This is a genomic window from Bradyrhizobium sp. LB11.1, from assembly GCF_040549385.1.
Lineage (GTDB): Bacteria > Pseudomonadota > Alphaproteobacteria > Rhizobiales > Xanthobacteraceae > Bradyrhizobium.
In genome coordinates, this window is record NZ_JBEPTH010000003.1 from 515,189 (window position 1) to 536,161 (window position 20,973).

At 63.8% G+C, this 20,973-nt stretch carries 19 protein-coding genes and 1 pseudogene; 4 read left to right on the forward strand and 16 right to left on the reverse strand.

Translation table 11 applies throughout. The features are described from left to right. Nucleotides 1-104: 104 nt before the first annotated feature. A pseudogene (locus tag ABIA96_RS10175) lies at nt 105-1,278 on the forward strand (patatin-like phospholipase family protein). A gap of 974 nt (nt 1,279-2,252) precedes the next feature. Beyond that, nucleotides 2,253-3,728: an FAD-binding oxidoreductase gene (locus tag ABIA96_RS10180; RefSeq protein ID WP_354136898.1), complete on the forward strand. Its 1,476-nt coding sequence runs from the start codon at nt 2,253-2,255 to the stop codon at nt 3,726-3,728. Nucleotides 3,729-3,754: 26 nt separating this feature from the next. On the opposite strand, the gene ABIA96_RS10185 is transcribed toward ABIA96_RS10180, so the two are convergent. The 3 genes from ABIA96_RS10185 to ABIA96_RS10195 form a co-directional block, all read right to left on the reverse strand. Then, nucleotides 3,755-4,108, reverse strand: a complete 354-nt coding sequence (locus ABIA96_RS10185; RefSeq protein ID WP_354136899.1) for a hypothetical protein — start codon at nt 4,106-4,108, stop codon at nt 3,755-3,757. A gap of 417 nt (nt 4,109-4,525) precedes the next feature. Beyond that, the gene (locus tag ABIA96_RS10190; RefSeq protein ID WP_354136900.1) at nt 4,526-6,085 is read right to left on the reverse strand and encodes an acyl-CoA carboxylase subunit beta; all 1,560 of its coding nucleotides are present in this window, start codon (nt 6,083-6,085) and stop codon (nt 4,526-4,528) included. Next, the gene (locus tag ABIA96_RS10195; protein WP_354136901.1) at nt 6,015-6,989 is read right to left on the reverse strand and encodes an IclR family transcriptional regulator; all 975 of its coding nucleotides are present in this window, start codon (nt 6,987-6,989) and stop codon (nt 6,015-6,017) included. The genes ABIA96_RS10190 and ABIA96_RS10195 overlap by 71 nt, the downstream gene beginning before the upstream one ends. 94 nt (nt 6,990-7,083) lie before the next feature. On the opposite strand from ABIA96_RS10195, the gene ABIA96_RS10200 reads away from it, so the two are divergent. Beyond that, nucleotides 7,084-7,305: an acyl-CoA carboxylase biotin carboxyl carrier protein subunit gene (locus ABIA96_RS10200; protein ID WP_354136902.1), complete on the forward strand. Its 222-nt coding sequence runs from the start codon at nt 7,084-7,086 to the stop codon at nt 7,303-7,305. A gap of 144 nt (nt 7,306-7,449) precedes the next feature. Further along, complete coding sequence (glsA, locus tag ABIA96_RS10205) at nt 7,450-9,297, forward strand: glutaminase A (RefSeq protein WP_354136903.1); 1,848 nt, start codon at nt 7,450-7,452, stop codon at nt 9,295-9,297. A gap of 7 nt (nt 9,298-9,304) precedes the next feature. Here the strand turns inward: glsA and ABIA96_RS10210 are convergent, their stop codons facing one another. From ABIA96_RS10210 to ABIA96_RS10270, 13 genes are all read right to left on the reverse strand, one after another. After that, entirely contained in the window at nt 9,305-9,607 is a 303-nt protein-coding gene (locus ABIA96_RS10210) for a nucleoside triphosphate pyrophosphohydrolase family protein (protein ID WP_354136904.1), read from the reverse strand. Between the two features lie 25 nt (nt 9,608-9,632). Further along, nucleotides 9,633-10,160 (reverse strand): carboxymuconolactone decarboxylase family protein, encoded by a 528-nt coding sequence (locus tag ABIA96_RS10215; RefSeq protein ID WP_354136905.1) that lies wholly within the window; start codon nt 10,158-10,160, stop codon nt 9,633-9,635. Nucleotides 10,161-10,656: 496 nt separating this feature from the next. Next, nucleotides 10,657-11,016: a Zn-ribbon domain-containing OB-fold protein gene (locus ABIA96_RS10220; RefSeq protein WP_354136906.1), complete on the reverse strand. Its 360-nt coding sequence runs from the start codon at nt 11,014-11,016 to the stop codon at nt 10,657-10,659. Then, nucleotides 11,013-12,149, reverse strand: a complete 1,137-nt coding sequence (locus ABIA96_RS10225) for a thiolase family protein (protein ID WP_354136907.1) — start codon at nt 12,147-12,149, stop codon at nt 11,013-11,015. Before ABIA96_RS10225 ends, ABIA96_RS10220 begins: the two co-directional genes overlap by 4 nt. A 10-nt stretch (nt 12,150-12,159) precedes the next feature. Beyond that, nucleotides 12,160-13,359, reverse strand: coding sequence for a CaiB/BaiF CoA transferase family protein (locus ABIA96_RS10230; RefSeq protein WP_354136908.1), 1,200 nt, complete (start codon nt 13,357-13,359; stop codon nt 12,160-12,162). A gap of 118 nt (nt 13,360-13,477) precedes the next feature. Beyond that, nucleotides 13,478-13,684, reverse strand: coding sequence for a hypothetical protein (locus ABIA96_RS10235; RefSeq protein WP_354136909.1), 207 nt, complete (start codon nt 13,682-13,684; stop codon nt 13,478-13,480). Between the two features lie 128 nt (nt 13,685-13,812). Beyond that, nucleotides 13,813-14,982: an acetyl-CoA acetyltransferase gene (locus tag ABIA96_RS10240; protein WP_354136910.1), complete on the reverse strand. Its 1,170-nt coding sequence runs from the start codon at nt 14,980-14,982 to the stop codon at nt 13,813-13,815. Between the two features lie 60 nt (nt 14,983-15,042). After that, nucleotides 15,043-15,693: a bifunctional 4-hydroxy-2-oxoglutarate aldolase/2-dehydro-3-deoxy-phosphogluconate aldolase gene (gene eda / locus ABIA96_RS10245; RefSeq protein ID WP_354136911.1), complete on the reverse strand. Its 651-nt coding sequence runs from the start codon at nt 15,691-15,693 to the stop codon at nt 15,043-15,045. A gap of 12 nt (nt 15,694-15,705) precedes the next feature. Further along, complete coding sequence (locus ABIA96_RS10250; protein ID WP_354136912.1) at nt 15,706-16,674, reverse strand: sugar kinase; 969 nt, start codon at nt 16,672-16,674, stop codon at nt 15,706-15,708. 30 nt (nt 16,675-16,704) lie between these two features. Further along, nucleotides 16,705-17,691 (reverse strand): D-erythronate dehydrogenase, encoded by a 987-nt coding sequence (gene denD / locus ABIA96_RS10255; RefSeq protein WP_354136913.1) that lies wholly within the window; start codon nt 17,689-17,691, stop codon nt 16,705-16,707. A gap of 75 nt (nt 17,692-17,766) precedes the next feature. Then, on the reverse strand, nt 17,767-18,642 hold the full coding sequence (locus ABIA96_RS10260; protein WP_354136914.1) for a carbohydrate ABC transporter permease: 876 nt from the start codon (nt 18,640-18,642) through the stop codon (nt 17,767-17,769). Between the two features lie 2 nt (nt 18,643-18,644). Next, nucleotides 18,645-19,592 carry a carbohydrate ABC transporter permease gene (locus ABIA96_RS10265; RefSeq protein ID WP_354136915.1) on the reverse strand — a complete coding sequence of 316 codons (948 nt, stop codon included), beginning with the start codon at nt 19,590-19,592 and terminating at the stop codon, nt 18,645-18,647. Between the two features lie 65 nt (nt 19,593-19,657). Further along, on the reverse strand, nt 19,658-20,971 hold the full coding sequence (locus ABIA96_RS10270; protein ID WP_354136916.1) for an ABC transporter substrate-binding protein: 1,314 nt from the start codon (nt 20,969-20,971) through the stop codon (nt 19,658-19,660). Nucleotides 20,972-20,973 lie beyond the last annotated feature (2 nt).

Below are 20,973 nucleotides of genomic sequence, written 5' to 3' on the forward strand. Positions count from 1 at the left end.
TCCCGTCGCGGTTGACCTGCATGCAAAGGATGCATCGGCGCCAACTTTGTCATCACGCCGTCACCACCGCCCGCAATCGTTTGGGATAAGCAGGAGGCATCACCATGGACGCCCGCACGTCGCAACCGACACATCAGATCCATCAGCCGCCCGCACGGGGCTGGCGGCCCGAGCGCTGCGACCGCGTCGCGCTGGTCCTGCAAGGCGGCGGGGCGCTCGGCGCCTACCAGGCCGGCGTCTACCAGGCGCTGCACGAGGCCGGCATCGAGCCGGACTGGGTCACCGGCGTCTCGATCGGCGCGATCAACTCCGCGATCATCGCCGGCAACAAGCCGGAGAAGCGGCTCGAGGCACTGCGCATCTTCTGGGAGCGCATCACCAACCGCAAGATCTGGCACTACACGCCCGATGGTGACATCTTCCGGCAGTGGCGCAACCTCTACAGCTCCTGGATGACGTCCGCGATGGGCCAGCCGGGCTTCTTCACCCCACATCAGACCAATCCCTGGCTCAGCCCTATCGGCGCCCGGACCGCGACCAGCTAATACGACACCGCAGCGCTCAAGGCGACGCTGCTCGAGCTCTGCGACTTCGATCTCATCAACGAAGAAGACCCGCTTTGCCGTCGGTGCGGTGAACGTGCTGTCGGGCAATTTCATCTATTTCGACAACGCCCATGACGAGATCGAACCTGAGCACGTCATGGCCTCCGGCGCGCTGCCGCCGGCGTTGCCGATGGTGCGGATCGGCACCGATCATTTCTGGGACGGCGGCATCGTCTCCAACACGCCGCTGCAACATCTGCTCGACCAGGAGGACGCGCTCAATTCGCTGGTGTTCCAGGTCGACCTGTTCAGCGCCCGCGGCGTGCTGCCGCGCTCGATCCAGGACGTGATGGCCCGCCACAAGGACATCATGTATTCCTCGCGCACCCGCCACAATACCGACGTCTACCGCCGCGCCCATAATCTCAAAGTGCTGCTCTACAAGGCGCTCGCGAAGATCCCGGACGAGCAGCTTTCCGACGAGGATCGTGGCCTCAAGACGAGCCTCTGCCACATGCCGGAGATCGCCATCCTGCACCTGATCTACCAGCAGAAGGCCTATGAGGGCGACGCCAAGGATCACGAGTTCTCGGGCACCTCGATGCGCGAGCACTGGACGAGCGGCTACGAGGACACCAAGCGCACGTTGAAGCGCCGCGACTGGATCAAGATGCCGGACGAAGGCATGGGGCTCGTGGTGCACGACGTGCATCGGGAGACGGAGAGCGCATAGCTCCATCCTCCTCGTCATAACGAGCGCAGCGAAGCAATCCAGAATCCCTCCGTGGAGACAGTCTGGATTGCTTCGCTGCGCTCGCAATGACGGAGCAAGGGGCATAGTCGCGCTCTCTGATTTACGTCTTACTTGCAGGCATACTTTTCACGGACACACTTCCGCGTTCTCGCGGCCTGTTCCGCCCGAGCTTTGCGATCTTCTTCGCACCCTGTTTAAGAAAGGGCGCAGGGAAGGCCGGGCGCCGACTGGCACCCGCGTCCCGTGTGCGGAAAAGACGCGCACGGGTTGGACAACAGGTGACGCCGGAACGCCCGGCCTTCCCTGCGCAATGGCTTTACGGCTTATGTCGCGCTCTCCCCGGGGAGCGATGCGCTATTGCCCCCGTCGCCTTGCGGATGGCTGATGTGCGGGCCCGGTTGGACGACACACATCACCACAAGACTTGACGCACAGACTCCGGGCGCCAGGACCACACGATTTTGCCGTCCGCGCACATCCCCGCCTTTGTCCCGATGGCTGGCGTGCGCTCGCCATCGGGACCGAACGAGAACGCTGTCAACGCCGTGTCGTGCCGCGCTCACGCTGCTCACGCAGCACCATTGAAGGAGCTACGCCCTGCAGCCTGGACTACGCGCCGACGTCGTCGCGGCCACCGCCTCCCTGCCCGCGTCTCGTGACGATCGCGAAACGCCCTTGTAGCGGGCGGGATGGGCACAATATGCGCTATATCCGAATTTCGGTAAATAGGAATGTTTTTGGGCGGAGGGATTGACAGGGTGTTTTGCCCGACGGGCGGCGATCAAGTCAGACCGGGACAGGCACAAATTGTTGGCGGGGATATTGAGAGATGTTGCCGGAGTTTGTCCTGGTGTTACCGATATTGCCGTTAGACTTCCCGGACCAAACGTGGACAATGCTCCCCAAGCGCTTCGCGCGCGCAGTGCACACCAAGATGCGCCAGAGGAAACAAAATGCCGACTGCCTTCCCGTCGCCCGTACCCACCATTCCGACCGCGCCTTTGACCGCCCAGCTGCGCGACGCGTTGCGCGCGATCGTGGGCGAGAAGGGATTTATCGAAGACGAACACAGCAAACAGCCGTTCGTCACGGACTGGCGCGGGCTGCTGGTTGGCGGCGCCGGGGCCGTCATACGTCCCGGCAGCACCGAGGAGGTCTCGAAAGTGGTCCGGCTTTGCCACGAACACGGCGTCGCGATCGTGCCGCAGGGTGGCAACACGGGGCTGATGGGCGCCGCCACGCCCTGGCCTGCGCACACCGGCATCGTGCTGTCGCTCGGTCGCATGAACCGCGTGCTGGAGGTCGATCCCGTCGGCTATGCGATGACGGTCGAGGCCGGCTGCGTTTTGCAGACGCTGCAGGAGACCGCGGCCAAGCACGACAGGTTCCTGCCGTTGAGCCTTGGCGCCGAGGGCTCCTGCATGATCGGCGGTAATCTTTCCACCAACGCCGGCGGCGTGCAGGTGCTGCGCTACGGCAACGCGCGCAACCTGGTGTTCGGGCTCGAGGTCGTCCTGCCCAACGGCGACGTCTGGAACGGATTGCGTGCGCTCAAGAAGGACAATACGGGCTACGACCTCAAGCATCTCTTCATGGGCGCCGAAGGGACGCTCGGCATCATCACCAAGGCGGTCCTCAAGCTATGGCCGGCGCCGAAGGACGTCTGCACGGCGTGGCTGGCTGTCCGCGATCCCAGCGCGGCGCTGGAGATCCTCTCCGAAGCGCATGCGGCCTCCGAGGACAATGTCGGGTCCTGCGAGCTGCTGAGCCGCGCGGCCGTCGATCTCGTGATGCGCCACATCCCCGGCGTCCAGGATCCGCTCAAGGCGGATACGCCGTGGTACCTGCTGCTTGAATGGTCGTCCTCGCGCCCGCGGCAGGACGGGGCCGCTGGCATGTCGGAGAAGCTGGAGCAGTTTCTCGCCGATCAACTCGATGCCGGTCGCGTGCTCGATGCGGTGATTGCGCAGACCGTCAGTCAATCGCGCAACATGTGGCGCATCCGGGAAGCCATGGCCGAGGCCTCCCGCGCCGAGGGTCCGGGGATCAGCTACGACGTGTCGGTGGCGATCTCCAGAATTCCGGAGTTCGTCGACAAGGGGCTCAAGGCCGTACTCGATATTCTCCCGAGCATTCGCCCCTATCCTTTGGGGCATATCGGCGACGGCAATCTGCACTTTTCGTTCATGGGGCCGAAGGGCATGGATCAGCAGACGCTGAACCAATACACCGCCGCGATCACACGCGCCGTGAACGACATCATCACCTCGATGGGCGGCTCGATCTCGGCGGAGCACGGCATCGGCATCGAAAAGCTCGACGAGCTCAGCCACTACCGCTCGAAGACCGAGCTCGACATCATGCGCACCATCAAGCGCGCGCTCGACCCGCAGAACATCATGAATCCGGGGAAGGTGCTGCGGGTGTGATGAGTCCGAGCACCCTCCCCGTCGTCTCAGCCGTGCGGGTTGACGATGGTGTAGCCTCGCAGTGAACGCGCGTGCATGCGGGTGGCGTGACCGCCCGAATTGGCGTCATAGGCCATCCACATGTCGCCGCCGAGAGGCTGCTCCAGAACGAAGACGTGCCCGCGGCGCGCTGCAACCATTCCCGGCGCCGGCGACGTCCGCGGGAAACGCAGCCAGTTGGCAGCGAGGTTCAATTCCGGCACGTGATGGCCGAAGACGCGCAGCGCCGCGCCACAGCCGCAGAAGGACGAGGGACAACCGGCCGGACGGCCGCCAATGATGCGACCACCGCCGGACACGCTGATTGTCGTGGCGGTGTACCCCGCGTCGGTCACCTTCATTTGCGTTGCGCGATAGGCTTGCAGGGAATGCCTGGGAGCCCGTTCGCGTTGCGTTTGCACATACGAGAAGTCGCAGGGCATGGTGACGTTGCACCCAGGCGCTTGAACATTGCGAGAGGGTCGCGCTTCGGAGGCAACTGAACTAATGGCAATTAGCAAACACGCAGAAATTACTGACTTGATCATTGCAGGACTCCGTCTGGAGGGCCTGCCCCGCGATGAGCTACCGATATCGGTTTGACCGAAATGGGCCTGAAGAGCGGCGAAAAATGGCTGGATTTGGGCGCAGCTGATTCGAATGTGTCCCGATTGAGACAAGCCAACCCGGACCGTGTTCGCGGTGAGACGCTGAATCGTGTCGCTTCCGCCTTCGCTCTTCGAGCTTCGGCGGATAAGCGCTCGCAATGACGGCAGGCGTTACGGCCGGATCGTCATGTTCTCCGGCGGCCCTGCTTTTCGCAGCGGCTCGGCCAGCCGCGCGAACTCGCAGAGCAGCGAGCGCGTCTTGCGCGGGTCGATGATCTCCTCGACCCAGAATTTTTCGGCCGAGCGGAACGGCGAGCGCAGCTTGTTGAGCCGCTCCTGGATCTCGTTGAGTTTGGCGGCCTTGTCCTCGGCGGCGTCAATGTCGGCCCGATAGGCGGCCTCGATGCCACCTTCGAGCGGCAGCGAGCCCCAATAGGCCGACGGCCAGGCGTAGCGGATCGAGAAGCGGTCGGCCGGCTGATGCACCACGCCGGCGACGCCGAACGCGTTGCGGAGGATCACCGTGCACCAGGGCACGGTGGTCTGGTTGACCGCGGCCATGGCGCGCACGCCATGACGGATGGTTGCCGCCTTCTCGGCATCGAGGCCGATCATGAAGCCCGGGCAGTCCATGAGATAGACGATCGGCAGATGGAAGGTCTCGGCGAAGTCGACCCAGCGCACCACCTTCTGGCAGGCATCCGCCGTCCAGGAGCCGCCATAGTGAAAGCTGTCGCTGGCGAGCAGCATCACCGCCCTGCCTTCGAGCCGCGCAAGTCCCACGATGATCGGCTTGCCGAAATTGGAGGCGACTTCGAAGAACGAGCCCTTGTCGACGACCTGCTCGATGATCGGCCGCATCTTGTAGACCTGCTTGCGGTTGCGCGGCACCGCATTCATCAGCGCCTCTTCGCTGCGCTCCGGATTGTCGATGCAGGGCAAGGTTGGCGGCAACTCGTGGACCGATGACGGCAGATAGGACAGGAAGCGCCGCGCGCAGGCAAAAGCCTCCTCCTCGGTGTCGACGGCATGGTCGACCGCGCCGGCCTTGGTCTGAATGTCGGCGCCGCCGAGTTCCTCCTTCGAGAGATTTTGGCCCAGCGCCTTCACCACCGGCGGTCCCGCGACGAACATCGCGGACTTCCGCGTCATGATGGAATAGTGGCTGGCGGCAAGGCGCGCCGCGCCAAGGCCGGCGACCGAGCCGAGGCCGAGTGCGACCACCGGCACGCGCGACAGGTTTTCCGTCGTGAAGCGATACCAGCGCGTGCCGCCGATGCCGCCCGGCAAATTCGCCGCGCCCTTGGTCTCGATGGTCTTGACCGAGCCGCCGCCACCGGAACCCTCGATGATGCGGACGATGGGCAGACGGAAGTCGTGCGCCATCTCCTCCGCCATCAACGGTTTCGCGGAGATCGACGCATCCGCCGAGCCGCCGCGCACCGTGAAATCGTCACCGACCACGACGACCGTGCGGCCGTCAACGCGCGCCCGGCCGAACACGCAGTTCGCCGGTGTCATGGTTTTCAGCTCGCCGTTGGGATCGTACTCACCGATGCCGGAGACGGCACCGATCTCGTGGAAGCTACCCTTGTCGATCAGTCTGTCGATGCGCTCCCGAACAGTCAGCCGGCCCTGGTCATGCTGTCGCTTGACCTTGTCAACGCCGCCCATCTCCCGCGCGAAGGCTTCGCGCCGGGCGAGCTCGTCGAGTTCCGGCTTCCAGTTCATTCACTCCCTCCGAATTGATCGGCTTGTTATTGTTGTGCACAGCCATTGCGACCGGTTTGCGCGAGATACGAGCGTTGAAGACGTCGCCTTCGGCGCCCTCCATCAGGCTGCCGAGCGAACGGCCGAGCGCGAGCATCAGCGGCGCGACTTCGGCATGCAGACGCTGCTCGTCATACATCGACGAGAGAAGACCGATCGTGATGACCACGAAGGTCTGGTACTGCGGCGACCAGATCGGCATCGCGAGGCCATTGATGTGCGGGCTCCACAGGCCGCAGGCCACGACATAGCCGCGCTCGCGCAGCGACTGCCGGTTGGCCTCGATGCGGGGCTTGAGGATCTTTGCAGCTTCGGGCGCTTCGCGCTCCATTTCCGCGATGTAGGCATCGCCGACTTCCGGCGACAAGGCCGCCGTGTAGGCGGCGCCAGCAGCGGTCGAGGCCATCGAGATGCGGCTGCCGGTGCCCTCGTGCAGACCAAGCGCGGAGGCCGAGCGCGCGAACTGGAGATAGACCAGATGGAAGCGATCGGGAACGACGAAGCCGACCGTGCCCGGCAATTGCTCGGCGACTTCCTGGAGGCGCTGGCGGATCATGCTGCGCAGCTGTGCGCCCTTCATCATCGAGGCGCTCATCGCCACGGCGCTCGGGCCGATGCGATACTTCTGGTCACGCGGCAGATAGACCAGCTGGCCCATGCGCGTCAGCGTGTGGGTGAGCCGCGACACCGTTGAACGCGGCAGGCCGCAGCGATTTGAAATCTCGAGATTGCCAAGCCTGCTATCGTGGCCCTCGAAGCATCGCAACACGTCGAACGCGCGCGACACCACCTGGATGACATCACCTTCACCGGCATCGCCAGCGAGTGCACCTTGTCTACTCAACCGCTCCGAACGTCGTCCCATGATCCCTACCGATTGTTCCGCTGTGCGGAATTAAATTCCACTTGCAGACGACGCTACCTCAGGCATTTTGCAACGACAACAAAAAGGCGATGGCATGCCAGAAATTAAGATCGTCACGGAGGTCGCCGGCCGCATCTGCGCAACTCCCGTGCAAGTTGGAGGAACCGTTGCGGATGGCGACGAAATTGTGGTGATCGAAGCCATGAAGATGGAGATACCGGTGCCCTCGCCTGCGGCCGGCACGCTCACATCGCTGCTCGTAGGGATCGATGACCTCGTTGCGGAAGGTCAAGCTATCGCGATCGTCGCGAGCTGAGCACGCGCCGTTGCGGCTTCTCGGTCCGCGACAATCTGAGACACATGATAGCGCGATGGCGCGCGCCGTCTTGCGTTCGGGCGTCACGGCAGCGAGCCCTCCGGCGGGTTGCGCATGCCTGGATTGCGATGCACAAGGGAGGCAATGATAGCGCAACCGCCGCCCGCCTCTGCCTGGACCCGCTCGAAGCCGCCGCTGCTGCGGTTTCTCGACACTTGCCTCAATGAATTCTCCGCCGAGTCCTCAGGCGCGGTCGCTGATTACATTCCCGAGCTGAGCAAGGCCGATCCTGCCTGTTTTGGCATCAGCCTCGCGACACTCGACGGCCATGTCTACGAGGTCGGCGACAGCCGAGTGCCCTTCACCATCCAGTCGATGTCGAAACCGTTCGTGTTCGCGCTGGCGCTGGATCTGCTCGGCGCAGGTAAGGTCGAGAGCGCGATCGGCGTCGAGCCCTCCGGCGACCCCTTCAACTCGATCCGGCTCAATTCCGAAAACCATCCGTTCAACCCGATGGTCAATGCGGGCGCGATCGCCTGCACCGGGCTGATCCATGCGAGCAAGGGCGCCGAGGCCTTCGAGCAGATCCGGCTCGCGCTCAGCCGCTTTGCCGGACGCGACCTCGCCGTGGACGAGGCTGTGTACACATCGGAGAGCCAGACCGGCGACCGCAACCGTGCCATCGGCTATCTCCTCAAGACCAATGCGGTGATCTCGGACAATGTCGCGGGCGTCCTCGACGTCTATTTCCGGCAATGCGCGGTGCTGGTCACCGCGCGCGACATCGCGGTGATGGCGGCGACGCTTGCCAATCGCGGCGTCAATCCGGTCACGGGCGAACAGGTGCTGACGCCGTATGCGATCTCGCGCACGCTATCGGTGATGACGTCGTCGGGCATGTACGATTATGCCGGCGAATGGATCTACCGGATCGGCATTCCCGCCAAGAGCGGCGTCGGTGGCGGCATTCTCGCGGCCCTTCCCGCCCGCCTCGGCCTCGGCAGCTATTCGCCAAAGCTCGACAAGCACGGCAACAGCGTGCGCGGCATCAAGGTCTGCGAGGCGCTGTCCTCGCATTACGACCTGCACATGCTCAACCGCAGCGACGACGCCCGCAACGCCGTGATCGCCGACTACGACATCGGCAAGAGCCCGTCACGCCGCGTCCGCCGTCAGCAGGAGCGCGACATTCTGGCCGCGCACGAAGAGGCTGTGCGCGTGATCGAGCTGGTCGGCGTGCTGTCGTTGTCGGCGGTCGACTACGTGACGCGCCGGCTCGCGGGGCAATCGCCGCCGCAAATCGTCGTGTTCGACCTGCATCGTGTCACCTCCACCACGCGCGCCGGCGCCCGGCTCATCGCCGAAGCCTTCGAAGAGCTCGCCGCGCTGAATGTGACCGTGGTGATTTCAGGTGTCCGGCGTGCCTCCAAGGAATGGGACACGCTGCGAGAGTGGACCGCAGAACTGAAGAACGTTCGCGACTTCTATCTGCTCGATACCGCGATCGAATGGGCAGAAGACCAGATCGTCTACCGCCATGGCGGCTCGATCGATTTTCACGAGACCACCGAGCTGTCGGAACAGCCGCTGCTCGACGGCCTCAGCGCCGAGGAGCTGACGGACCTTGCCTCGATCAGCACGATCCGGACCTATCGGTCCGGCGCAAAGATCCTCACCACAGGCGATCCCGCCGATGCCCTGTTCTTCCTGCGCAGCGGCGCGGTGCATGTCACCCTGCCCGACGGCGTGCGGCTGGCGACGCTCACCGCCGGCATGGCCTTTGGCGAGATGGCGCTGATCGAGACCGCCCGCTCCGCCGACGTGTTCGCGGACATGGCTGCGACCGCGTTCGAAGTCCCGCTCAAAGATTTCGAGCGTTTTCGCAGGCAGCACCCGCGTGCGAGCGAGCGCATCATGCGCAATCTGGCGCAGTTGCTGGCGGATCGCCTGATCGTCGCCAACACCAAGGTGGATATCTTGACATCGACGTGAGCGGCGCCTACCGGCTTGCCGCCTCGCTGAGCCGTCGCTTGATTTTGGCTGCGCTCGCCTTGAGCACGTCGGATGGCTGCTGGCCCGTCGCGGCGCACAGGCAGGCCCAGTAGTAGACGACATCGCCGAGCTCGTCGACGAGACCCGCCTTGTCGAGCCAGTCGTCGCGCAGCAGCTTCTTGATGTGATCAGCGACCTCGCCGGATTCACTGGCGAGACCGAGCCCGAGATAGGACAGGCGCTCGTTCGAGGGATGCTCATCGACTTTCGCAATGGTTGCGGCCCAGGCCGCATATTCATCGATCGTCATGGCCATCCCTCGCGGCAGCGCCTGATCAGCCTACCACTTCCGTGACGGGCTGAAGATCAATCTCGAAGGTCTCAAGGAACTTTGAGGTCATAATGTAGAAGCCGACCGAGAGCTGCAGCTCGACGAGCGCGGCCGGCGTCAGCCTCGCGGCGATCGCCTTGAAGGTCGCGTCCGTCGGCTTCTTCAGTTTCACGATCTCATCGGTGAAAGCGAGCGCGGCGCGCTGGGTCTCGTCGAAGCAGGTCGCAGCCTGCCAGTTTTCGAGCGCCTCGTTCTGCGCGTCGGTGACGCCGACATTCTTGCCGATGCGCTTGTGCGCGATGATCTCGTACGGCGCCTCGCACAAAATGCCGGTGCGGGTGATCGCAAGCTCGCGCACAACAGGATCGAGCTCGCCCTTGTGGCGGATCGCGCCGCCGAGGCGGCAGTATTGTTCAAAATAGCTCGGCGCGTGCGACATCATGCGAAAGATATTGGCGTTGCGATTCTTGTCGAGGATTTCGCGGGTGCGGTCGGTTGCCTTGGACGGATCGCTGTAGTCGATGCGGGCCATGATTTACCTTGAGTTTTTCCCGGAAATTGTCCCGGAGCCTTTGATACTTATTGTCGTTGTCGGGCAAAGTTCCCTGAAACTGTATTCGCGCTCGACCGCAGGAGCAACATTATCGAGTCAAAATGCCGCCGCATTGCTGATCGACCCTGGCACAGTCGATATTCGCCGCGTGGGGACACATTGCAGCAAATACTCGACATGGGGTGTTCCGAGTAAAAACAATTGGCCGTCGGGTGTGCAGTGCGCACAACGATGAGTCACGCCCAAGTCTAGGGAGAATCGGCATGAAGGAAGCCACCAAGGGGGCGGCCTCGGAAGCGCTCGCGCATATGCTGGCGGTGATGGCGATGCTCGTCATCGCCAGCGTATTGTTCTACGTGCGTTGAGTTGGAGTTTCAGAGTTTTCGTCATTCCGGGGTGGCTCTCGCACAAGCCAGGCCCAGAATACCCGTTCCAGGCTCGGTCCTTTGGACCGCCCCCGAATGACGAAATCCCACTATTTCTTTCTGGTGAAGAACGGCACGAGCTTTCCGGCGAACGGCATATAGCTCGCATCGACCTCGTCGCCGATGGCGAGATCCTTCTCGCCATGCGCCATCATGCGAAAGCCTTCGGCGCAATCGACCAGCAGGATGTTGTAGAGCACGTGCGCGCGCGTCTCGGGCGTCGCGGCGCGGCAGACCAGCGAGGTCGCATAGACCCTGCCCTTGCCGCTGGCGCGTGCCTCGCGCGGATCGGCCGCGCCGCAGGTCGCACAGAAGGCGCGGTGGAAATACTGCACGTGGCCGCAGGCGCCGCAGCTCTGAAATGCGATCGCCTGCTCGCCCTTGGTCCAGTCAGCGATTCGTTCGCTCATCGCACCTGCTCCAGAAACATGCTGACATGGGACGACAGCACGCCGCCATCGCCGTGCAAAAGCGCGATCGAGGCATCGCGGACCTGACGATTCGCCGCCCGCCCCGTCATCTGCAAATGCGCCTCGACCAGATGCGCCATGGCGCCGCCGACGCCGCAATGGCCATAGCTGAGCAAGCCACCATGGGTGTTGAGCGGCATCGCGCCATTACGGTTGAAATGACCGGCGCGCACGCGAGCCGCCGCCTCGCCGCGGCCAGCAAGGCCGAGGTCTTCCAGCAGCATCGCGAGCGTGATGGTGAAACTGTCGTAGATCGCGGAATAGCGCACGTCGGAGATCGCGAGACCCGTGGCCTCCTTGGCGCGCGCAATCGAGATTTCTGCACCGAGTTGGCTGAGCGCGGGCGCAGTGGTGACATGCTGATGCGTATGGGCCTGGGCGCAGCCGCGGATGCGCACGCCGGCCTCGCCGATCCGCTCGCGGCTGATGACGAAGGCCGCGCCACCGTCGGAGACCGGGCAGCAGTCGAGCAGCTTGAGCGGCATTGCGACCGGCTTCGAGGCCATGACGTCGGCGACCGTGATGAGGTCGTGAAATTGCGCGCCGGGGTGCGTGCAGGCATGCGCGCGCATCAGCACCGCGAATTCGGCAAGATCCTCTTCGGTCACGCCGTATTCATGCATGTAGCGCTTGGCGACCAGACCATAATATGCAGGAATAGTCGGTCCCAGCGGCACCTCGTAGTCGGGATGCCCGACCTGGGCCAGGGCCTGGATCGAAGCGTCGCGGCTCTGCCCGGTCAGGCGGTTCTCGCCGGCGACAACAAGCACGTTGCGGCAGACACCCGACACGACGAGATGATGCGCGAGCATCGTCATCGCAAGCCCGGTGGCGCCCCCAACCTGGACGGCGTGGGCATAAGACGGACGAATGCCGAAATGCTCGGCGAAGACGGTCGCCAGCATGATGTGCGGCGAGACGGTGGAGTAGCCGCAGAGGATGCCGTCGATCTCGGCGCGCTTGAGCCCGGCATCGTCAAGCGCGGCTTGCGCCGCCTTGCTCATCAGATCGAGCGAGGACCAGCCTTCATGCTTGCCGTAGGACGTGAGGCCGACGCCGGTGATGTAGCTCATGAGGTACTCCCTACTCCGGCACCGGGCGCGTGACGCCGTCGCGAACTATGGCCGCGATCTCGTCCGCGGAGTATCCGATCTCGCGCAAAATCTCCGCGCCGTGCTCGTTGAGCCGCGGCGCCAGCCGCACCGGCTCAGCCTCGGTTTCCGACCAGGTTGCCGTCACCTTCATGCTGCGGATCGGGCCTTCGGTCGGATGGTCGACGACCGGGAAGAAGCCGGTCGCCTCCAGATGCTCATCGTGCAGGATCGACGCGAGATCGTGCATCGGCATGACCGGCACGTCGGCCTTGGTCAAAAGGTCGATCCACTCTGCGGTGGCACGCGTCTCAAAAATGCGGGCGAGCTCGGCATAGACCACGTCGATGTTGGCGGCGCGGCCGGCGAAGGTCGCGAATTTGGGATCGGCGCGCAGATCGTCGCGGCCCGTGGCCTTGAAGAAGTTCTCCCACTGCTTGTCGTTGTAGACGATAACGCTCAGATAGCCGTCCGAGGTCTTGTACGGCCTGCGGTCGCGCGAGAGATGGCGGGCGTAGCCGCCCTTGTCGAGCGGCGGCTCGTAAGTGAGCCCGCCCATGTGGTCGCCCATGACGAAGCCGGCCATGGTCTCGAACATCGGGATGTCGACACGCTGGCCGCGCCCGGTGCGGTCGCGATGCACGAGGCTGGCGCAGATCGCACCGACAGCGGTCAACCCCACGATGCGATCGACCAGCGCGTTCGGCACATAGCGCGGCACGCCGTCACCGGTCTGCGCCATCAGCGCCGGCAGCGCGGTCGCACCCTGGATCAAATCATCATAGGCAGGTTTTGCGGCATAGGGCCCGTCCTGCCCGAAGCCGAACACGCCAGCATAGACCAGACGCGGATTGATTTCGGAAACAACGTCGTAGCCGAGTTGAAGCCGCGCCATCGCCTGCGGGCGGACGTTATAGACGAGCACGTCGGCGTCCCTGAGAAGCCGCAGCACGGCCTCGCGTCCCGCGGGCTTCTTCAGATCGAGGCAGATCGAACGCTTGCTGCGGTTGGTGTTGAGGAACACCGGGCCCATGCCGGTGTGCCGCATCGGGCCAATCAGGCGGGTGACGTCGCCATCGAGCGATTCCACCTTGATCACGTCGGCACCATAGTCGCCGAGCATCTGGGTCGCATAAGGCCCCATCAGCACGGTGGTCATGTCGACGACCTTGATGCCCTTCAGCGGCCCCATTCGCTCGCTCCCGATTGCGCGGGCTCAATGCGGCCTCGCGATTTCGGTCCAGCTAAAGGCAGGGGCGCCGCGCGCGCAAGGGCGGCCGGCGTATGGCTGCATGCGCCGCACAGCGGCGCTATTTCTTCTGGCGGGATTCGCGAACCTTGAGGAGACGGTCGAGCTCGTCGTTCTGCTGATTGATGCGGTCGGCAATTCGCGACTCGTTCTGCTCGCCCGAGGCGGCCGCGGCCTGCTCGATCAGCTGGCGGATATTGTCCTCGAGGATCGCGATGCGATCGTTGAGGGCGTCCATCGACAGCGAAGATTCGTAGTCATTGCCCATGATATAGGTCTCGCAAATCGATCAGGAGCCGTAGGGTAGGCAAAGCGTAGCGTGCCCACCATGATCTAGCACAAACAAGGTAGTGGGCACGGCGCTTGCGCGCCTTTGCCCACCCTACAGGACTGAGCTTACTTCAGCGGCTCCAGGACGGAGACGTAATTGGCAACGGCGGCGCCACCCATGTTGAAGATGCCGCCAAGCTTGGCGTCCTTCAGCTGCATGCCCTCTGGCGCCTGTCCTGCGAGCTGCATCGCGGTCATCACATGCATGGAGACGCCGGTGGCGCCGATCGGATGGCCCTTGGCCTTCAACCCGCCGGACGGATTGACAGGCAGCTTGCCGTCCTTGAGCGTCCAGCCTTCCTTGATGGCACGAGCACCCTGCCCCTTCGGCGTCAGGCCCATCGCTTCGTATTCGATCAGCTCGGCGACGGTGAAGCAGTCATGGGTCTCGACGAAGGAGAGATCGGACAGCGTCACGCCGGCCTGCTCCAGCGCGCGCTGCCAGGCGACCGTGCAGCCCTCGAATTGCAGAATGTCGCGCTTGGACATCGGCAAAAAATCCTGGGCATGCGCGGTGGCGCGGAAGCCGATCGACTTGCCCATGCCCTTCGCGGTTTCCGCATCGGCCAGCACCAGCGCAGCCGCGCCGTCGGAGACCAGCGAGCAGTCGGTGCGCTTCAGCGGACCCGCGACATACGGGTTCTTCTCGCTCTCGGCGCGGCAGAACTCGAAGCCAAAATCCTTGCGCATCTGGGCGAAGGGATTGGCGACGCCGTTCTTGTGGTTCTTCGCCGCAATCAGCGCCAGCGCGTCGGACTGGTCGCCGTATTTCTGGAAGTAGGAGCTGGCGATCTTGCCGAACACGCCGGCGAAGCCGCCGACGGTGTCGCCGTCCTCAGGCAGATAGGAGGCCTTGAGCAAGTTCTTGCCGATCTCCGGCCCCGGCGTCCGGGTCATCTGCTCGACGCCGACGACCAGCACGATTTTGGCAGCACCGGCTGCGATCGCACGAACACCCTGATGCACGGCGGCGGAGCCCGTGGCGCAGGCATTCTCGACGCGGGTCGTCGGCTTGAAGCGCAGCTTCGGGTCGGCCTGGAGCACCAGCGAGGCGGTAAAATCCTGCGCCGAGAAGCCGGCGTTGAAATGGCCGAGCACGATCTCGTCGACGTCGGAGGCCGAAATGCCGGCATCGGCCATCGCCTCATTGGCGACGCGCGTGACGAGGCTTTCGACAGTTTCGGTGTCGAACTTGCCGAACGGCGTATGCGCCCATCCGACGATGCTGGCGGTCATGGTCTTTTCTCCCTGGCGCTCTCTTGCTGAGCTAAGTCTTAGCCCAGCGATGGCAAGACTTCACGCAGGTTTAAGGGCCTGGAGGGTGCGCTGGCAGATGGCAGTTATGCCAGCCCAGTTCCCGGCCTTGATCTCGGCCGGCGGGCACAGCCAGGAACCGCCAACCGCAACCACATTGGACTCGGCGAGCCAGGTCGCGGCATTGGCCTCCCCGATCCCGCCAGTCGGGCAGAACCGCACATTCGGGAACGGCCCACCCAGCGAGCGCAGGCCCTTGATGCCGCCGGCCTGCTCGGCCGGGAAGAATTTTGCGACGTCGAGGCCGTAGGACAGCGCCAGCATCAGTTCCGACGCCGTGGCGATGCCCGGTGCAAACGGCAAGGAGCTGTGGGCGGCGACCTTCAACAGATCTGGGGTCAGGCCCGGGCTGATGCCGAACGCGACGCCGAGCTTCTCGACACGGGTGAAGTCGGCCGGGTTGAGAATCGTGCCGATGCCGACGATCGCCTCGGGCACTTCCGCCATCATCGCCCTCGCCGCCTCGATCGCAACGGGGGTGCGCATGGTCACCTCCAGCGTGCGGACGCCGCCGGCAACCAGTGCACGCGCGAGCGGCACGGCGTCCTGAATTCGCTCGATGGTGAGCACCGGAATGACGATCGCGGCCTTGAACAGCGCGACGAGGTGGTTCTGTTGGGCAGTCGTGGTCATGGGGTCTCGATCTTACTTGGTCGCTTGACGAGAGGTCGCCGGCCGGTGCCGCCTCTTCGGTGGCATGGCATAGCCCGGAATGATGGCGCCGGGATAGCAGATCACGAGGCTGGCGAGCCGATGCCCGGCCTGAGCCGCCTCAACGGAATCGGAACCGCCGAGCCGGGCCGCGATATAGGCCGCGGCAAAGCTGTCGCCGGCGGCCGTGGTGTCAACGACCGGCTTGGTCATTGGTTCGGCGCGGACCTCGCTCGTTCCACCGGCATGGCGCAGCAGGCTGATTGGCTCGGCGAGCCGGAACACCAGCTCGGGCGTGGGGATTCGTGCCATCAATTGCTCAGGGCTCTCGCCGGGATAGAGCGCGAGCAGATCCTCGGTCGAGGTCAGCACGATATCGGCGCCCGCAAACGCCGCGGCAAACACCTCGCGCGCGATATCGCGGTCCGGCCAGCCGCGTGCACGAAAATTGGTGTCGAACACGAAGCGGGTGCCGAGCAAGCGCGCGCGCTTGATCGCCGCGAACAGGCGCTCGCGCCCGGCCGCGTCGTAGATCGAGAGCGTGATCGCAGAGAGATAGACGATGTCGTAGCTCATCAGCGAGTTGAGCAGCTCGCCGGTCTCCGGCAGGCTCATCAGCTGGCGCGCCGCGGCACTGTCGCGCCAGTGGAAGAACTGGCGCTCGCCATTGGCATCGAGCTGGATCATGTAGAGGCCGGGCAGCTTGCCCGGCAGCCGCACCACGCGGCGGGTGCCGACGCCCTCCGCATTCCAGGCAGCAATCATCTCGTCGCTCAAGCCGTCATCGCCAAGCGCGGTGAGATAATCGACCTTGACCTCGAGCCGCGCCAGATACACTGCCGTGTTGAGGGTGTCGCCGCCGAAGCCGCGCGAGTAGAGGCCGCCGCCCTGCCCACTGGACTGTCCGCCCTGGGCCTGCCGGAGCTCGACCATGCATTCACCGATGCAAGCAACGCTCGCCATCGTCAAATCCAAGCTGTTCATCTCGGACGATCAGGCGACGAAATTGCCGCCGAGCTCGTCTTCGATGTGAATGCGGATAATATCGTCGAAGGTCTTCTCTTCGGTGGTGAAGCCGAGTTCGCGCGCCCGCTTCGCCTCGAAATTGCGCGGCCAGCCGCCGACGATGCCGACGATGAACGGATCCGGCTCATGCTTGATGCGCGCGGCGACCTTGTCGCCGGCGACCCGCCTGAGCGCTGCAATCTGCTCGCCGACCGTTGCCGAGAAGCCGGGCATGGTCAGATTGCGTCGCGGACCCACCTTGGCGAGATCCATGGTGCTGGCATGCAGCAGGAAGCCAACCGCCGAGCGCGGCGTGGCGTGCCAGTGGCGGACGTCCTCGGACACCGGGAGGACCGCTTCCTTGCCGGCGAGCGGTTCGCGCAGGATGTTGGAAAAGAAGCCGGATGCCGCCTTATTGGGCAGGCCGGGCCGGATGCAGATGGTCGGCAGCCGGATGCCGATGCCGTCGAGGAAGCCGCGGCGCGAATAATCCGCAAGCAGCAGTTCTCCGATTGCCTTCTGCGTGCCGTAGCTGAGCAGCGGCGTGTGGAAGAACTCGTCGCCGATCGCATCCGGGAATGGTGCGCCGAACACCGCGATCGAGGACGTGAACACCACGCGCGGCTTGTAGCCGCCGCCGACAAGCCTGACAGCGTCGAGCAGCATCCGCGTGCCGTCGAGGTTGATGCGGTAGCCCTTGTCGAAATCGAGCTCGGCTTCGCCCGAGACGATCGCGGCGAGGTGGAAGATCACGTCGGGACGGCCGGCGACCAGCTTCTCGGCAGCACCGGGGACAGCGAAATCGCCCGACACGGTCTCAACGGCAAAACCGGCATTTTCCGGCTTCCTGGGCTCGACCACGTCGTGCATGGTCAATTTGGTGATGTCGCTCTTGCCAAGCCGGCCGTCGCGCAACAGCCGTTCACACAATTTGCGGCCGACCATGCCGGCAGCGCCCAGAACCAGAATGTGCAAGAGCCTACTCCTTCTTCTTGGCCGGAGCGCACCGCTCTTGAAACGTGTCGGTGCGCTCTCAGGCAGACCCCGCGATCATTCCTTCACGGCGCCGGTCATCGCCGACACATAGTACTCTACGAAGAAGGAATAAAGGATAACTACGGGGACCGAGCCAGTCAGGGCCGCCGCCATCAGGGCGCCCCAATGGTAGACGTCGCCATTGACGAGCTCGGTGATGGCGCCGACGGGAATCGTCTTGTTCTCCGACGAGGAGATGAAGGTCAGCGCGTAGATGAACTCGTTCCAGGACAACGTGAAGGCGAAGATGCCCGCCGAGATCACCCCCGGAAGCGACAGCGGCAGCGTGATCTTGGTCAGGATCTGCAGCCGCGTCGCCCCGTCGATCAGCGCGCATTCCTCAAGCTCGTAAGGAATGGTGCGGAAATAACCCATCAGGAGCCAGGTGCAGAACGGGATCAGGAAGGTCGGATAGGTCAGGATCAGCGCCAGATTGCCGTCGAACAGGCCGAGCTGGAACACGATCGCCGCCAGCGGAATGAACAGGATCGAGGGCGGGACGAGATAGCCGAGAAAGATTGCCAGGCCGACATAGCGCGAGCCCTTGTAGCGGAGACGCTCGATCGCATAGGCGGCGCAGACGCTGGCGAACAACGAGATGAAGGTCGAGGACACCGACACGATGACGGTGTTCCACATCCACAACGGGTAGTCGGTGTCGAAGAACAGCTTCTTGACGTGCTCGAGCGTCGGGTGCGCGATCAGGAACGGATTGTACTTCTCATAATCGTACATCTCCGCGTCCGGCTTGAACGTCGTCACCGCCATCCAATAGAACGGAAACAGCAGGAAGACGATGATCAGGCCGAGCGGAAGGTAGACGCGGAGGAGCTTCCGCGGGAAACTCTCGAGGTAGTCCGTTCCGACGCTTTGGTCGTCCACGGTGGTCATGATCAGTCCCTCCCGCCCTGCTGCCAGCGAGAGCGCTGAAGCCCGAAGAAGCTCAACAGGATTGCCGCGACCAGGAACGGGATCATCGCGTTCGAGATCGCCGCGCCTTCGCCGAGATTGCCGCCCGTGATCGCGCGCTGGAACGACAGCGTCGCCATCAGATGTGTCGCGTTGATCGGGCCGCCGCGCGTGATGGTGTAGATCAGCTGGAAGTCGGTGAATGTCATCAGCACCGAGAATGTCATCACGACCGCGATGATCGGCGACAGCATCGGCAACGTAATGTGGCGGAAGCGCTGCAGATTGGTGGCGCCATCGAGATTGGCGGCCTCGTAGAGCGCGGGCGAGATGGTTTGCAATCCCGCCAGCAGCGTGATGGCGACAAAGGGCACGCCGCGCCAGATGTTGGCGAGGACGACCGACCAGCGCGCATTCCAGGGATCCCCGAGGAAATCGATGTAATGGGTCAAGATGCCCGCTTTGATCAACACCCAAGAGATGATCGAGAACTGGCTGTCATAGATCCACCAGAAGGCGATCGCCGACAGCACGGTCGGCACCACGAAGGGCAGCAACACGATGGCGCGGACTATCGACTTGAACGGCAGCCGCTCGTTGAGGAGCAGGGCTAGGTAGAGTCCGATCGCGAATTTCACGATGCTCGCGAACACCGTGTAGAAAATGGTGTTGAACACCGACAGCCAGAACACGGAGTCCTTGGACAGCGAAACGAAGTTCCGGAAGCCGATGTAATGGCCGACGCCGCCGATCTTGGTGTCGGTCATGCCGAGCCAGAAGCCCAGCACGAGCGGATAGGCCAGAAACAGGATCAGGATGGCGATCGCCGGCACCATGAACATGGCGCCGAGGAAATTCCGGCTTTCGAACGCTCTTGACCACAGGCTGCTGCGCCTCAAAGGCGTGGCAACGGGCTCGGCCATAACTGCCATGCGGACTCCCCTTATAGAACGACAACGGCGGCGCCCAGCAAACCGGACGCCGCCGCAGTAGCGGATCAGACCTGGTAGTAGCGCTTGGCGCGCTCGGCGGCGCGGGCTGCTGCTTCCTTTGGCGTAACCTGTCCGGCGGCGGCTTCCGCGAACATGTCGACCACGACGAAGTCGCCCATGACGGCGGCCGAGGCGTAGCCGAGATCGCCAGCATAGCCGTTGTCACGGCAGCGCTTCAGGCAGTCACGATACGGCGTGATCTTCGGGTCGGAGGTCCAGACCGGGTTGTCGTTGTAGGCCGGGAGCGGCGGCGAGACGTAGCCGTTGGAGGCGACCTCCCAGGCGTCGTAGTTCTCCTTGTCCATCATGAACTTGATGTATTCCTTGACGGCCTTCGGATACTTCGAGTGCTTGTAGCCGTAGTAGACCAGGACGTTCTGCTGCTCGGTCGGCACGCCCACGGGTCCGATCGGCATCGGCGCGTGGTTCATGTCCTTGGCAATCTCCTGCTGCTTGGGATCAGGGGAGTTCTTGCCGACAGTCCAGATCGAGATGCCGTTCAGGGTGAGACTCAGTTCGCCGTTCAGGAAGGCCTTGTTGTTGTTCGAGTCGTTCCACGACAGCACGCCCGGAATGAACGTCGCGTAGAGCTGCTTGACGTATTCGATCGCAGCGACCGTTTCCGGCGAGTCGATCACGACCTCGTTCTTGTCGTTGACGACCTTGCCGCCAAACGCCCACAGCGCCCACTGGCACCAGCCGTTGGCATCACCCGTGGCATGGCCGAGCGCGAAGCCGGCCGGCGTGTTGTTCTTCTTCAGGGCCTGGCACAGCTTGAGGAAGCCGGCGGTGTCCTTGGGGAATTCCTCGAAGCCCGCGGCCTTCACGTGGCTGATGCGGTAATTGAGGCAGCCGCCGGTCGCGCCCTGCGGAATGGCGATCCAGTTCTTGCCCTTCTTGCCGTAGCGCTCGGCAACCGGATACCAGCCGCCATACTGTTTGCCGAGATAATCAGCGACGTCGGTGACGTCGATCAGCTTCTCGGGGAATTTGAAGGGATCGTCGAGCGTGCCGATGATCAGGTCCGGACCGGCGCCGACATTGGCGGCGACCGCGGCCTTGGGACGGATGTCTTCCCAGCTCTCGGCCTCGAGCTTGACCTTGATGCCGGTCTTCTCGGAGAATTTCTTGGTCTGCTCGGCGAACTTGTCGAACTCGGCCTGGATGAACTGCTTCCAGCGCAGCACGCGGATGGAGGCGTTCGGCTCCGGCGTGTTGGTCCACTCTGCAGCACGCACCGGGACGATCCCCGTGCCGGCGAGCAAAGCTGCGCCGCCCAGGCTGGCTTTAAGCACACTACGCCTGTCGAAATGGCTCATCG

What these genes read in the sequence shown, in the direction of transcription:
- ABIA96_RS10180 (WP_354136898.1), top strand. Translation starts at nt 2,253, where the DNA reads ATGCCGACTGCCTTCCCGTCGCCCGTACCCACCATTCCGACCGCGCCT.
- ABIA96_RS10185 (WP_354136899.1), bottom strand. Translation starts at nt 4,108, where the DNA reads ATGAAGGTGACCGACGCGGGGTACACCGCCACGACAATCAGCGTGTCC.
- ABIA96_RS10190 (WP_354136900.1), bottom strand. Translation starts at nt 6,085, where the DNA reads ATGAACTGGAAGCCGGAACTCGACGAGCTCGCCCGGCGCGAAGCCTTC.
- ABIA96_RS10195 (WP_354136901.1), bottom strand. Translation starts at nt 6,989, where the DNA reads ATGGGACGACGTTCGGAGCGGTTGAGTAGACAAGGTGCACTCGCTGGC.
- ABIA96_RS10200 (WP_354136902.1), top strand. Translation starts at nt 7,084, where the DNA reads ATGCCAGAAATTAAGATCGTCACGGAGGTCGCCGGCCGCATCTGCGCA.
- glsA (WP_354136903.1), top strand. Translation starts at nt 7,450, where the DNA reads ATGATAGCGCAACCGCCGCCCGCCTCTGCCTGGACCCGCTCGAAGCCG.
- ABIA96_RS10210 (WP_354136904.1), bottom strand. Translation starts at nt 9,607, where the DNA reads ATGACGATCGATGAATATGCGGCCTGGGCCGCAACCATTGCGAAAGTC.
- ABIA96_RS10215 (WP_354136905.1), bottom strand. Translation starts at nt 10,160, where the DNA reads ATGGCCCGCATCGACTACAGCGATCCGTCCAAGGCAACCGACCGCACC.
- ABIA96_RS10220 (WP_354136906.1), bottom strand. Translation starts at nt 11,016, where the DNA reads ATGAGCGAACGAATCGCTGACTGGACCAAGGGCGAGCAGGCGATCGCA.
- ABIA96_RS10225 (WP_354136907.1), bottom strand. Translation starts at nt 12,149, where the DNA reads ATGAGCTACATCACCGGCGTCGGCCTCACGTCCTACGGCAAGCATGAA.
- ABIA96_RS10230 (WP_354136908.1), bottom strand. Translation starts at nt 13,359, where the DNA reads ATGGGGCCGCTGAAGGGCATCAAGGTCGTCGACATGACCACCGTGCTG.
- ABIA96_RS10235 (WP_354136909.1), bottom strand. Translation starts at nt 13,684, where the DNA reads ATGGGCAATGACTACGAATCTTCGCTGTCGATGGACGCCCTCAACGAT.
- ABIA96_RS10240 (WP_354136910.1), bottom strand. Translation starts at nt 14,982, where the DNA reads ATGACCGCCAGCATCGTCGGATGGGCGCATACGCCGTTCGGCAAGTTC.
- eda (WP_354136911.1), bottom strand. Translation starts at nt 15,693, where the DNA reads ATGACCACGACTGCCCAACAGAACCACCTCGTCGCGCTGTTCAAGGCC.
- ABIA96_RS10250 (WP_354136912.1), bottom strand. Translation starts at nt 16,674, where the DNA reads ATGGCGAGCGTTGCTTGCATCGGTGAATGCATGGTCGAGCTCCGGCAG.
- ABIA96_RS10260 (WP_354136914.1), bottom strand. Translation starts at nt 18,642, where the DNA reads ATGACCACCGTGGACGACCAAAGCGTCGGAACGGACTACCTCGAGAGT.
- ABIA96_RS10265 (WP_354136915.1), bottom strand. Translation starts at nt 19,592, where the DNA reads ATGGCAGTTATGGCCGAGCCCGTTGCCACGCCTTTGAGGCGCAGCAGC.
- ABIA96_RS10270 (WP_354136916.1), bottom strand. Translation starts at nt 20,971, where the DNA reads ATGAGCCATTTCGACAGGCGTAGTGTGCTTAAAGCCAGCCTGGGCGGC.